At 62.7% G+C, this 12,203-nt stretch carries 10 protein-coding genes and 1 pseudogene; 8 read left to right on the top strand and 3 right to left on the bottom strand.

The features are described 5' to 3' along the window. The 7 genes and pseudogenes from RIT73_RS15870 to RIT73_RS15900 all read left to right on the top strand — a co-directional run. Positions 1 to 1,259, top strand: a pseudogene (locus RIT73_RS15870) (hypothetical protein); the annotation flags it as partial. 156 nt (positions 1,260 to 1,415) lie between these two features. Further along, a complete protein-coding gene (locus RIT73_RS15875; protein WP_375295022.1) occupies positions 1,416 to 2,786 on the top strand; it encodes a DUF2254 family protein in 1,371 nt (456 codons plus the stop codon). Between the two features lie 42 nt (positions 2,787 to 2,828). Beyond that, positions 2,829 to 6,050, top strand: coding sequence for a bifunctional lysylphosphatidylglycerol synthetase/lysine--tRNA ligase LysX (gene lysX / locus RIT73_RS15880; RefSeq protein WP_309133072.1), 3,222 nt, complete (start codon positions 2,829 to 2,831; stop codon positions 6,048 to 6,050). Positions 6,051 to 6,056: 6 nt separating this feature from the next. Continuing rightward, positions 6,057 to 6,776, top strand: a complete 720-nt coding sequence (locus tag RIT73_RS15885; RefSeq protein WP_309133073.1) for a DUF998 domain-containing protein — start codon at positions 6,057 to 6,059, stop codon at positions 6,774 to 6,776. Further along, positions 6,755 to 7,600 carry an alpha/beta hydrolase gene (locus RIT73_RS15890; RefSeq protein ID WP_309133074.1) on the top strand — a complete coding sequence of 282 codons (846 nt, stop codon included), beginning with the start codon at positions 6,755 to 6,757 and terminating at the stop codon, positions 7,598 to 7,600. The genes RIT73_RS15885 and RIT73_RS15890 overlap by 22 nt, the downstream gene beginning before the upstream one ends. 72 nt (positions 7,601 to 7,672) lie before the next feature. Further along, complete coding sequence (locus tag RIT73_RS15895) at positions 7,673 to 8,068, top strand: helix-turn-helix domain-containing protein (RefSeq protein ID WP_309133075.1); 396 nt, start codon at positions 7,673 to 7,675, stop codon at positions 8,066 to 8,068. Positions 8,069 to 8,078: 10 nt separating this feature from the next. Further along, a complete protein-coding gene (locus RIT73_RS15900; protein WP_309133076.1) occupies positions 8,079 to 8,435 on the top strand; it encodes a hypothetical protein in 357 nt (118 codons plus the stop codon). Between the two features lie 161 nt (positions 8,436 to 8,596). On the opposite strand, the gene RIT73_RS15905 is transcribed toward RIT73_RS15900, so the two are convergent. The 3 genes from RIT73_RS15905 to RIT73_RS15915 form a co-directional block, all read right to left on the bottom strand. After that, positions 8,597 to 9,223, bottom strand: a complete 627-nt coding sequence (locus RIT73_RS15905) for a copper resistance protein CopC (protein ID WP_309133077.1) — start codon at positions 9,221 to 9,223, stop codon at positions 8,597 to 8,599. A gap of 6 nt (positions 9,224 to 9,229) precedes the next feature. Beyond that, the gene (locus tag RIT73_RS15910) at positions 9,230 to 9,925 is read right to left on the bottom strand and encodes a YcnI family protein (RefSeq protein ID WP_309133078.1); all 696 of its coding nucleotides are present in this window, start codon (positions 9,923 to 9,925) and stop codon (positions 9,230 to 9,232) included. A gap of 207 nt (positions 9,926 to 10,132) precedes the next feature. After that, positions 10,133 to 11,143 carry a DUF4073 domain-containing protein gene (locus tag RIT73_RS15915; RefSeq protein ID WP_309133079.1) on the bottom strand — a complete coding sequence of 337 codons (1,011 nt, stop codon included), beginning with the start codon at positions 11,141 to 11,143 and terminating at the stop codon, positions 10,133 to 10,135. Positions 11,144 to 11,678: 535 nt separating this feature from the next. Between RIT73_RS15915 and RIT73_RS15920 the strand changes: the two genes are divergently transcribed. Continuing rightward, positions 11,679 to 12,194: a copper chaperone PCu(A)C gene (locus tag RIT73_RS15920; RefSeq protein ID WP_309133080.1), complete on the top strand. Its 516-nt coding sequence runs from the start codon at positions 11,679 to 11,681 to the stop codon at positions 12,192 to 12,194. Positions 12,195 to 12,203: the final 9 nt, after the last annotated feature.

A 12,203-nucleotide genomic window follows, 5' to 3' on the forward strand; every position in this document is an offset into this window, starting at 1 on the left:
TGAAGAAGACGTCCGATACCGAAGAGATCACGAAGGCCGGGCAGAAGGTCACGTACTCGTTCGAGGTGACGAACACCGGAAACGTCACCCTGAGTGATGTCGGGGTCGATGAGGGTGATTTCACCGGTACGGGTGACATGTCCGATGTCAGCTGCCCCGAGGCGGCGAAGTCGTTGGCGCCGGGCAAGAGCGTGACCTGCACGGCGACGTATGAGGTGATTCAGGCTGATGTGGATCGGGGTTCGGTTGAGAACTCCGCGACGGCGACGGGCACCCCGCCGGGTGGTGGGGATCCGGTGAGATCGGATGACTCGACTGTCACGGTGCCGGTGAAGCCTGCGCCTGGTATCGAGTTGGTGAAGTCGGCGGATAAGACTGATCTGGTGGCTGGTGAGACGGTGAACTATTCGTTCGTGGTGACCAATACGGGCAACGTGACTGTGACTGATGTGAGTGTTGCCGAGGGTGACTTCACTGGTTCGGGTGACATGTCGGATGTGGTCTGTCCGGATGATGCGAAGTCGTTGGCGCCGGGTGATTCGGTGACGTGTACGGCGACGTATGAGGTGACTCAGGCTGATGTGGATCGGGGTTCGGTTGAGAACTCGGCGACGGCTTCGGGTCAGGACCCGCAGGGTGGGGATGTTGCCTCGGATCCGTCGGATGTGAAGCTTCCGCAGGATCCGAAGCCGGGCCTGGACCTGAAGAAAACAGCCGATACCGACACCGTCACCCAGGCCGGGCAGAAGGTGACCTACACGTTCGCCGTCACGAACACCGGAAACGTGACGTTGGCGGACGTCGGAATCGACGAGGGTGACTTCACCGGAACCGGCAAGATGTCGGACATCAGCTGCCCCGCTGAAGCGAAGTCATTGGCGCCAGGGGAGACGGTCGGCTGCACCGCCACCTACGAGGTGACTGCTGCGGATCTGACAGGCCACGGCCTGAAGAACACCGCCACCGCATCCGGCACCCCGGCCGGCGGAGGAGACCCGACCAGTTCGGACCCCTCGACCGCCGATATCGACACGGTCAAGCCGGACAGCCCGGGTGACCCCGGCAACCCGGGTGACCCCGGCAACCCGGGTGACCCCGGCAACCCGGACAACCCGGACAACCCGGACAACCCGAAGGATCCGCTGCCCCGCACCGGTGCGCAGATCGGCCTCGCCCTTGTCAGCGCTCTCGTGCTCCTCGCAGGCGGAACCGTGATCCTCACCGTGGTGAGAAGGCGAAAGACGGCGTCCGACAACTGAGCCGGCCGACAGGCTGAGCTCGGCAACTGACGACGTCACCCCCGAAAACGCGCGCGTGGGCCCTCCGGACTCCAGGGCCCACGCGCGTCCCATTCACCGCCAGGGCTTCGGGCCTCTGGCTCTCTTCGACCGGCAACTGAACAGGAAGACAGCGACATGAATCGCTATGCGAACGATCCCCGCGGCCGAACAGCACAACCTGCCGGGCAAACCGGGCCGATCGAGACAGCGACGGTCAGCGGAGAGAGGTCGCAGCGCGAATGGTCACGGATCCGGAAGCACATTCGGGTCAAGAGCATGTGGGGAGTGCCTCTCCGACTGATGCTCATCGCTCTGGTGCTCGGCCTCCTCATGCCTTTCGTCGATCGAATGCTGGCCACTGGGTTCGACCCCTACCCGGACCTCGACTCGGACACTGTTGCAGGAATACTGGGAACGATCGCCGGCGCGACGATGACACTTTCGGGTCTTGTATTCGGCGCACTGAGCGCAGCGATGAGCTTCGGGGTCACCGCACTGTCGGTGAGAATCGTCCCCGTCTTCCAACAGGACACCGTGATCAGGTGGGGCATGGGCCTGTTCATCGCCACCTTCGTCTACTCCCTGTCCATCGCTGTCAGCATTGCGATCGGGGAAGACGGCTACGAACCTCTGACCGCAACTGCTCTGGCAGTTCTGGCGGCCCTCGGCTGTGCGGTCATGCTCCTGGCCGTGATCGTGCGCGTGTGCCAGCATCTCAATCCAGCCATTCTGCTGCGACGACTGAGCACCGATGGCTTTCGCGGCATGCGGAACAGGCCGACCCGGTTCCACCTCTCAGCGGCCGATGTCACTCACGGCATCGAAGGCCCGGGCCATGTCATTCATCGCACCGCTCCGCTGAGACATGGCGACACCCTGCTGGCAGTCAACACTGGTCGAATCGTCGACCTGGAACGACTCTGGAACACCCGCATCCAACTCATTCCCCATGTCGGAACCGCCGTTCAACGAGGTGGTCCCGTGTTCCGCACCGGTGTCGAACTCATCGCCGGCCAGCAGAGAACTCTGATGAGGACCGTCGCGTTCGGTGACACATACTCGCCGGACAGCGGTCCCTACGGAGCGCTCCGATCAATGAGCGATATCGCTTTGAAAGCACTGTCGCCGGCAGTCAACGATCCCACTCGAGCCGTGCAGGCGCTGGATCAGATCGAAGACATCCTGGCGACCCTGTCGCCGCAGCTTCTCGCCGAGGAACGCGACATCGCAGCCAGCCCGAATCCTGACCTCATCCGCTCGTGGACACACAGCTGGGAGGACTGCGTGCGAGCGGCCACGGACGAGATCCGCCAGTTCGCCACCACCTCGGCGCAGGTGCAGAGACGTCTGCGGGCGTTGTTCACCTCACTCAGAGCCCAATGCCCACCCGTGCACCACCCCGCGCTCGAGGTGCGACTGCAGTCGCTCGATCGAGGAGTCGACCGCTGGTGGACGGATCCTTTGGACCGCGACCTGGCCGCACATGCCGACCCGCAAGGCCTCTGACGGTGCATTCTCGGCCACAAATTGATTTCAGGAGGGTATGAAATGATCCACACCATGCTCCCCTCCGACCACCCCGCCGGCACCCAGGCACCATTCTTCGTCCGGTGGCTTCCCCGCTTCCTCACCGTCCTCGCCGTCCTCATGCTCATCCAGCTCGTCACCCCCGCGGGCAGTTGGCTCGACGCCGTTCTCAACTTCGTCTGGACGTGGATCGTTCCGGTCACCCCGGTCGATTTCGTCTCCTCGGTCATCGTCATCCTTCTCGCGGCGGCGATGAGCTTCCGCAAGCGCGCGGCGTGGTGGATTCTGCTCGGTCTCCTCCTCGCCATCTTCGTCCTCTACTGCTTCGTCGTCGCTGTCCTCTACTCCGTCGAACCCAATCTGCTGTCATGGGACCTGGCATCCGGTTTCGCCGTGCCGGTGGCCGGCCTCGTCGGTCTGCTCGTCCACCGCAGGTGGTACACCGCGAAGACTCAACCGCGGGGCTTCCTCAAGGGCATCGGCGTTCTCGTCGCAGGTCTCGTCATCACCCTCCTCGTCGTCCTGGCAGTTCAGGCGCTGAGCGGAGGCCTGACAATGGTCCAAGCCAAGGAGATCCTCGCCGAGCTCTTCGGTTTCAAGGAGTACACGGAGTCGAGCTGGATGCTCTCCCTGTTCGGCTTCGGCTCTGGTGCGAGCATCATCCTCGCGTTCTGGACGCTGCTGCGGTCCTCCCGCGACGCCGAACGCATCGACATCGAACAGGAACGCGACATCCGGGTCGGTCTCGCCGACCACCCGTCGGATTCTCTCGGCTACTTCGCGACGAGACGCGACCGCTCCGCCCTCTTCGCCGCCGACTGCGTCCTCACCTACCGGGTGCAGGCCGGAGTCTGCCTCGTCGCGAGTGACCCGATCGGGCCGTCGTCACAGTGGCCCGCAGCGGCCAAGGCGTTCGTCACCCACGCGGAGTCCTACGGATGGGTGCCCGCCGTCCTCGCCGCCTCGAAGCAGGGAGCGCAGGCCTATCACGAAGCGGGACTCAAAGTGCTCCACGTCGGCGACGAGGCCGTTCTGCACACGAAGGACTTCACCCTGTCGTCGCTTCCCGAAGTGCAGCGCGCGGTGTCGAAGCTCTCCGGCCTCGGATATACGATCCGCCTGCGGCACCAGACGGAGCTGACTGCGGAGGAGCTCGACCGCTTGGCACAGTTCGCCGACGACTGGCGTGACGGCGATACCGAACGAGGCTTCTCGATGGCTCTCGGCCGCCTCGGCGACCCCGCTGACGCCGACTATCTCTTCGTCGAAGCGCTGTTCCCACCCGAATTCGGGGCCTTGGGCGGTGACACCGCCGGGCTGCTCGGCTTCGTTCCCTGGGGAGCCGGTGGAATCTCCCTCGACGTCATGCGACGCCACCCGCTCGCGGAGAACGGCGTCACCGAGTTCATGGTCGCCGGGCTCATGCGAGAAGCCCCGAGCCTGGGACTCGCCTCGGCGTCCCTCAACTTCGCGGTGTTCCGCTCAGCCTTCGAACAGGGCAAGGAGCTCGGCGCCGGGCCGATGAAGCGGCTGTGGCGCACCATCCTCCTCTTCGCCTCGCGATTCTGGCAGCTCGAGTCCCTCTACCGGTCGAACGAGAAGTACCACCCCGAATGGGTGCCCAGGATGCTCTGCTACTCCGAGGGGTCGGACCTCGCGCGCGTGGGGTTGGCCGTGAGCCTGGCCGAAGGCTTCCTCACTCCGCCGAAGATGCTCGGCAAGGGTACTCATTCTCAGGCGATCTACACCCCCGCCGAGGCGGCTCCCCTGCTTGGCATCACCCCCTCGGTTCCAGCCCCCGACGCCAGGACTCACGTTCCTGACCAGGTCAGACACCGCCTCGGCGTGCGAGAGGCGATGCTCGACGCCGGCATCGAACCGTACCCCGCCGAGGCGGCTGCGGGATCCACTGACGGCACCGTCATCGGAGGGCGGGTGCTCGGCATCCGAGATCACGGCGGGGTCGTGTTCCTCGACCTGCGCACCGAGGGCGAGGACGTCCAGCTCGTGTGTGAGCGCGAGATCCTCGGCGCGGCATCGCTGGGGCGGCTGCGATCGTGGCTCTCCCGAGGCGATCGGATCTCCGCCCTCGGAGCCGCGGGGACCTCGCGGACCGGCACTCCATCGTTCCTCGTCACCGGCTGGACGATGGCGGCGAAGTCGCTGCGGCCTTGGCCGAGCCTGTGGCAGGGACTGAGTGACCCGGAGACGAAGGTGCGCCAGCGCTACCTCGACTTCACACTCGACACTGGTCAGCGCGACCTCATGGTCGTGCGCGCGCGGACGTTCCAGGCGATTCGTGAGAGCCTGCAGTCGAGGGACTTCCTCGAGGTCGAGACGCCGATCCTCCAGCCCGTGCACGGTGGAGCGAACGCTCGGCCGTTCCTCACCCACATCAACGCCTACAACCTCGATCTCTACCTGCGCATCGCACCGGAGCTCTACCTCAAGCGGCTGCTCGTCGGCGGGTTCGACCGGGTGTTCGAGATCGGACGGAACTTCCGCAACGAAGGCGTCGATGCCACCCACAACCCGGAGTTCTCAATGCTTGAGGCGTACCAGGCAGGTGGTGACTATGCGACGATGCGCGAACTCACGCGCACTATGGTCATCACCGCAGCCGACGCCGCGCTGGGCACGACAGTCGTACGCGGCTGCGTGGACGGGGTCGAGCATGAAGTCGATCTCGCCGACGAATGGCGGACGATCTCGCTCACTGATGCCGTCTCCGAGAAGCTCGGTGAGGAGGTCAGCACGGATACCTCGATCGAGACACTGCGATCGTATGCGAGCCGCGTCGGACTCTGCGTCAGTCCGAAGTGGGGGTGGGGAGAGCTGCTGCAGGAGATCTACGAAGAGGTCGCCGAGTCGACGACCATCGCCCCGACCTTCTACACGGACTTCCCGGCTGAGACCTCACCGCTGACGAGGCAGCATCGGAAGGACCCGCGCCTGGCGGAGAAATGGGACCTCATCGTCTTCGGGTCTGAACTGGGGACCGCGTACTCGGAACTCGTCGACCCCGTGGTGCAGAGGCAGCGGCTCACCGCGCAGTCGCTGGCTGCGGCCGGCGGTGACCCCGAGGCGATGGAGCTCGACGAGGACTTCCTCCTTGCCCTCGAGTACGGCATGCCGCCCGCGGGGGGACTGGGGATGGGCCTCGACCGGCTCGTCATGCTGTTGACCCAGCAGAGCATACGGTCGACGATCACGTTCCCTCTCGCCCGGCCCAAGGGCCAGTGAGACGTCATGCGCCGAACTATCGGAATCCTGCTGGCGGCGGGAGTGGTGATCGCCTACGACACGTGGGTCCTTCTGTTCCTCAGCCCTCACCCGCGACCGCTGTCGGGATATCTGTCGGAACTCGCCGCAGCGGACCAGCCCTACGACTGGGTGTTCCGTGGCGGAGACATGACCGCAGGGGCACTCATGATCCTCATCGCCTGTCTCGGATGGACGGGGTGGAGGTCCTGCTTGGGCCGGTTGTCGCCGGCCGTGGCCGCAGCTCTGGCGCTCACCGGTCTCGCGACCATCTGCGATGCCGCTGCCGCGATGCCCTGCGCCGAGAGCTTCGACGATGCCTGCCACGCGGCCCATCAGGCGGACCCGCTCCAGCCGGGATTCCTCATCCACACGGTCACCTCAACCGTTGTGGTCTGTTCGGCGCTGGCAACGATGGTGCTCGTGCACCTGGCGCTGCGCCGACGCGGGGGAAGACACACGGTTCATGCGCGGTGGGTCGTGGTCATCGCCGCTGTGCTCCTGGCCTCGAACCTTGCCTCGTGGCTCATCGAGATGCTCTGGCGCAGCGGACAGGGCTATGTCCAGGTCGTCGGCGTCATCATCATTGCCGGGTGGGTCTCGCTGCTCGGCTACTCCGCCGTGACGCACCCCAGGATCGAGACCTCGACCGATGCCTATGCTGAGGCGAGAGAGGGAGGAGAAGGATGTCATCCGAGAGCGCACTGACCCGGTGGCGGCGAGAGATCGTCGACGGGTGCACGATCTACGAGCGCCCCGCGACCGCGGAGCACGTCGCTGGACCTCCCGTCCTCTTCCTCAATGGCTGCGCCCTCGCGGCGGCCGGCTGGATGCCGGTGATCGACCGCCTTCCGGATCACGACGTCCTCGCGATCGACCGACCAGGTTTCGCCGGAACACAGTGGCCCGGGGTTCTGCCCGAACTCCCCACCGAGGTGGAGATGGTGGAACGGGCGATCGCCGACCATCCCGAGGCCGTCATCGTCGCCCACTCGATGGCGTCCTTGGGGACTGAGGCGTATGCGCGCCTGCACCCGGATCGCGTCGCCGGAATCGTCCTCGTCGACCCGTCGGTCGAGGATTACAGCACTCGAGGACCGGTGGGACGCTTCGCTCGTTCCACATGGCTGCCGATGCTCCATGGCGTGACCGCGCAGGCCGGGGTCGCGCGGTTCGCGTCGTGGCTTGTACATTGCGGGTTCGCGCGGCAGAGCGCTTCAGGGCGTGCCCTCGACCGAACGGCATTCAAGGACCCCTATAGGGATTCCGAGGCACTCACAGCCTCGGCAGCGGAATGGCTGAGCTATCGGAGCCAAGGGGCTGACCTCGAGGTTCTGCGATCGGTCACGGACATCGTCACCACTCCCACCTCGGTGCTCGCTGCACCGCCATTGCCCGATCCCCGGCGCATGCAGATCCTGCGGGAGTCCTTCTCCGATCTGACGTTCAACGAGATCGGCGACTCCAAGCATCTGATGATGGTCGACCGTCCCGATGTCATCGCCGAGGCGGTCGCAGCGGTGAGTCGGTAGGAGCGGTCAGTCGGTAGGAGCCTTCACCCCCGGTTATAGACAAGTCGTTCTAGAACGATTAGTCTTTAACTCATGGGAAGACCGCGAGGGTTCGACGAAAACCAAGTTCTGCTCGGAGCAGCCGAGCTGTTCGGCGAGCGTGGCTTTGATGCCGTCTCGGTGGATACCGTGCTCGCTTCTCTGGGCTTGAGCCGGGCCAGCTTCTACAAGATCTACGGCTCCAAGCATCGGTTGTTCCAGATGGCTCTGGAGAACGTCTGTCACAGAGCCGAAGTCGGACAGGTGGACGACCGCGCCAAGGACCTCGTCGTGGTGGCTCTGCTGGAACTGGCACCCATCAGCAGGGACCATCGTGACTTGGCTCTCCGAGCCGTCGAGCTGTGCTTTCACAGCGATGCGCGGTGCATCGGCGAACACCTGGTTTCTCGCGCAGTCCGACCACACGATGACCCCCGACCCACTCGATAGGGAGAACAGCATGAGCAACACAGTCACCATGACCGATACCGATCTTGTCATCGCCCCTCAGGGGCTCGACAAATTGTGGTCGTTCACGGGAAGTCTGACGATCCCCTGGAATCACGTTCGCGGGGCCACGCATGATCCGGGCATGAAGAGCGAGCCGAAGGGATGGCGTGGCCCGGGTCTTCGCGTTGGACAGAAGCTCAGCGGAACCTTCCACGCCGAGGGTGAACGACAGTTCTGGAACGTGAGCGGGTTCGAGAACACGATCGTCATCGAACTGAGTGACGAGGACTACACCCGGGTCGTCATCTCTGTGGAAGACCCTGCAGCTCAAGTTGCCCAGATCGCTGCACGGGCCGCAGCTCACTGAGACCTGGGCTGGGGCATGATGTCCGGTGGGCACGAGTGGGCTTTCACTGCCGCGCTGCGGCCGAGTGGAGCCACGGCAATGCACTCCACCAAGGCGCGACCGGCAATTCGCGCTGCCGGATCGCGATCTGCCGGAGAGTCAGAGCCCCGGCGTCTGAACGGTCAGTGCCTCTGTCGTCGCATTCGGATGGCGACGGCGACAAGGAAGCTCGCAACGATGACGATGATAGCGGCACCGAGGATGGTGAAGACCAGAGTCGGGGTCTGGGAAGCCGCGTCGCGAGCAGCCGATTCCGTGGGACTGCCGGCAGTCGACGTGGTCGAAGGCTGGGCGGTTCCGGTACTCGAGTCGTCCTCAACCGTGAAGGTGAAGTCGCCGCTGACTGGGTGGCCGTCTTCTGAGACGATGCGCCATTTCACGGTGTAGTCACCGGAGGGAAGATCTGTCCGCAGCTTCTGGGTGACGGTGTGGAACTGCACCTCAGGGCTGCCAGTGGCGATGTTCTGCCCATCATGGAGCACGTCGATCTCGTTGCCGAGCTTCTGAGGTGAGCCGCTGAACTCCATCGTGACTGCGTCCGGGGCGGATTTCACCGAGTCGCCGTTGCTGGGTGTCTCGGTGATGAGCTGATCGTGGGCGAGGGCTGGGGTGGAAGCCAGCCAGATCATTGCCATGACGAGGGCGATGGCAGCCAGGACGGGGCGGGTCGCCCCATGCGGCCGGCGAAACGGTCGGAAGTGAGGCGATGCGGGGATAGAAGTGGATGACAGGGAGCGGATAGCGGTCATGGTCGATCAAGCTCCTCGGCGGGTGCGAAGCAGTGCTGCGCCGCCGACGATGAGGCCGAGTGCACCGAGGATTGCTCCGACAATGCCCAAGGTCAGTGCGGTCGTCGATGAGTTGTCGGCCTGGACGGCCTTGGGGGCCGCTTCGGACGAGGGCTCATGTGAGTGTGCGGAGTCGTCTGTCGCGGCCGCCTCGGTGACGGTGAATGATGGGGCAGGGGTGTCGAGGTCGTCGTCGGATTGACCGCTTTTTGGCACTTGGTCCCAGGTGGTCTCTCCTTCGCTGCACGTCTGCGTCGTCGGAAATGCCAGCGTCTTGCCTTCGGTTTGGGGCGGGATGTAGAAGGAAAGGTCGAAGGAATCGCGCTGGTCGGCGGCCAAGGGTTTCTTGGCGATGTAGTCGATGGCAGTGACGTCCTTTGACTCATCGTCTTTGTCGTGGACCTGTTTGATGTCCCAGTTCGGGTTGACCGTCGGGGTGACCCCTGAGAGTTCTTTGGGTAGGTTGATTTCGACTTCGGTCGTCGCCTTTCCTTCACAGCCGTGGGGAACGCTCACTGTCATGAGGGTGTAGCTTCCTGCTGCCGTCGTGTTCGGGTCGGCCGTGACGTGGGCTGAAGCGGCGGTGGCTGCTGTCAGAGTCAGGCCGAGACCGAGTACGGCGGCTCCAGCTCCGGTTGTCATCAGTGATCGTGTAATGGCCATGGGCTTCCTTCGGCGGCCTCGAAGCCGCTGTTGAGTGAGTGCTGATGGCCGGGAGCCACTGCCTCGTCCGCCCATCTTCTACGTTGCGTAGAAGACGTTACTCCTGGGAGCCTGCCGAGGCAATGTTGCGACCAGACTCGGCTCAGCAGTCGGTGAGCCATGGCCAATGCATCATTGATATCTGCCCGCGAAATGGAGAAGTCGGTCTCAGTGCAGGGGTACTGTGACCTCCTTCATCCATTCGTGTTTGTGGAAGTCGCGGGCTTTGACCGTGACGTTCTTCTTGGTGACCTCAATCTGGAGTCCCTGGTTGAAGGCTCCGTCTACGGCGGTCTCTCCGCCATGGCCGTCATCTGTGTATCCGCGTTCGACGGCTCCGGTGTTGAAGACGTTGAAACCCTCAAGGTTTCCTGTTCCCGGCACGACTCGACGGGTGTACCAATCAGACAGGCCGAGATCCCAGTGGGTATGTCCGCAGAAGAGGAAGACGTTCTTGTATCGTCCCAAGATGTTCAGCAGCCGGTCGGACTGGAGGTAGTCCTTGAGGTAGAGGGCATTTCGAGTTCCGGAGACCGTGTTGGGCAGAGGGTGATGGGTGATGATCATGACAGGTTTGTTTCGACGACTCCAGCGGTTGAGCCGGTCCTCCAGCCAGGAGAACTGCGCGTTGCTCATCCACACTTCATCCCAGAGCGAATTGTCATGGTAGTGCATGTACCGTTCGGTGCCGATGGACAGAATCGGGATGCCGCCGAAGTCTTCTTCCTTATATATGGTGTTGCGTCCGGCGAAATTGTAGAAGCTCTTGAATAGCGAGTCCTCGACGACGCCGTTGGGCCAGGTGTCCTGTGAAAGGATATCTGGGTCGGAATATTTCGGAACGTAGAACTCATGATTGCCGATTGCCCATGCGAGGGTGGCCGGGTGGGAGTGCTTGCGCAGCTTCTTCGCCACTTGCGCGTACTCGAAATCGTATCCGCGAGGTGTGATGTCCCCGGCGATTGCGAGGCCCGAGCTGCTCGGGTTGGTTCCCTCCATGTCGTCGAGGGCGTGACCGAAATCCTTCAGATCACCCTGGATGTCGGAGATGATGTTGAAGCTCGTGCGATTGCCGTGATCGCCGGCTTTCGCAATTGCTGGAGACTCGGCAGAAACGGCGAGAGCGGTTCCTACTATTCCGGCTCCGGCCGTCGTGATGAGTGTGCGTCGATTGACCATGGTGGCTGATGCTCCTCTGTGGGGGATTGTCGGTGTCGGCGAGGTTTTTCCGACACACGTTCGTCAGACTCGGGGGAGTACGTCGATTGAATGTGCTGAACAGCGAGTCAGGAACGGTTGTCAACATACAGATGAGCTTTGACGACTGAATGAACAACGAGCCAATATAAAAAGAAGTCAGAGGACTCTGATCGCGATTAAGTTCAATGTGCGGATGGTTTTCCGGTTGTTCATTAGAGGGGGCCGTCTAATTGACCTATTGCGGAAAATCACAAAGTCACAAGTTGCCACTGTCTGGCGCCTTGGTGATTTCTGCAATTCATTTCGGGAGGCAGTCGATGGTCATTGCAACTCCAGAGGCATCGAGCCTACTCACGGCATCCTCACTGCAAAGAGTGAATTCGGCCACAGAAGAGAATTGGTTGAGGTCGGCTATCGTAGCTTTCGGGCCGCAGTCTCTCAATCGCGATTTGCCCATTGATTTCTCACCGTTCAACTCCGGTTGACCGATCTCTGAAAAGGAAGGTATTGGCGAATGCCGAAGTCTCGAAGAATCGCCGTTGTCACTGCTCTGTGTGCGATACCTCTGACGTTGGGGCTAAGCGCCTGTGACAGCGGAACCACAAACAGTGCTCAGCCTTCGGCTGGCACTCAGCAGGAATCCAAAGCCGGCAATGTTGGGAAGAGTGACGGCAAATCTGGGTCATTGAGCTTGTCTCCGGGATGGGTCAAACCTGCAGAAAAGGGATCGACTGAGATCTATGGCACACTGCAGAATCCAACGAACCACGACATCACCGTTGTCGGGGTCGATTTTGCGGGCGCTGACAAGTCGCAGATCGTAGGGGCCCAGGATGACGATATCGTCGTGAAATCCGGAAAGTCATTCGAGCTCAAGTCCGGTGGCCCAGCTATCAAGCTGACGGGTCTCAAGCATTCGATCAAAGACGGCAAGGTCATTCACTTCAACATCATCACCTCTGATAAGAAGGAATTCGTCGCCTCCGCGTTCGCCGAAAAGCCGCAAAGTGGATCGGATAAAGGAAAGTAGACCGCACTG

Origin of the sequence: Brevibacterium sp. (assembly GCF_031179145.1) — a bacterium.
GTDB lineage: Bacteria > Actinomycetota > Actinomycetes > Actinomycetales > Brevibacteriaceae > Brevibacterium.

Bases quoted from the DNA above. Each gene is read 5' to 3' on its own strand.
- RIT73_RS15890 (WP_309133074.1), top strand. From the start codon at position 6,755: ATGTCATCCGAGAGCGCACTGACCCGGTGGCGGCGAGAGATCGTCGAC.
- RIT73_RS15895 (WP_309133075.1), top strand. From the start codon at position 7,673: ATGGGAAGACCGCGAGGGTTCGACGAAAACCAAGTTCTGCTCGGAGCA.
- RIT73_RS15875 (WP_375295022.1), top strand. From the start codon at position 1,416: ATGAATCGCTATGCGAACGATCCCCGCGGCCGAACAGCACAACCTGCC.
- RIT73_RS15885 (WP_309133073.1), top strand. From the start codon at position 6,057: ATGCGCCGAACTATCGGAATCCTGCTGGCGGCGGGAGTGGTGATCGCC.
- RIT73_RS15910 (WP_309133078.1), bottom strand. From the start codon at position 9,925: ATGGCCATTACACGATCACTGATGACAACCGGAGCTGGAGCCGCCGTA.
- RIT73_RS15915 (WP_309133079.1), bottom strand. From the start codon at position 11,143: ATGGTCAATCGACGCACACTCATCACGACGGCCGGAGCCGGAATAGTA.
- RIT73_RS15920 (WP_309133080.1), top strand. From the start codon at position 11,679: ATGCCGAAGTCTCGAAGAATCGCCGTTGTCACTGCTCTGTGTGCGATA.
- RIT73_RS15900 (WP_309133076.1), top strand. From the start codon at position 8,079: ATGAGCAACACAGTCACCATGACCGATACCGATCTTGTCATCGCCCCT.
- RIT73_RS15905 (WP_309133077.1), bottom strand. From the start codon at position 9,223: ATGACCGCTATCCGCTCCCTGTCATCCACTTCTATCCCCGCATCGCCT.
- lysX (WP_309133072.1), top strand. From the start codon at position 2,829: ATGATCCACACCATGCTCCCCTCCGACCACCCCGCCGGCACCCAGGCA.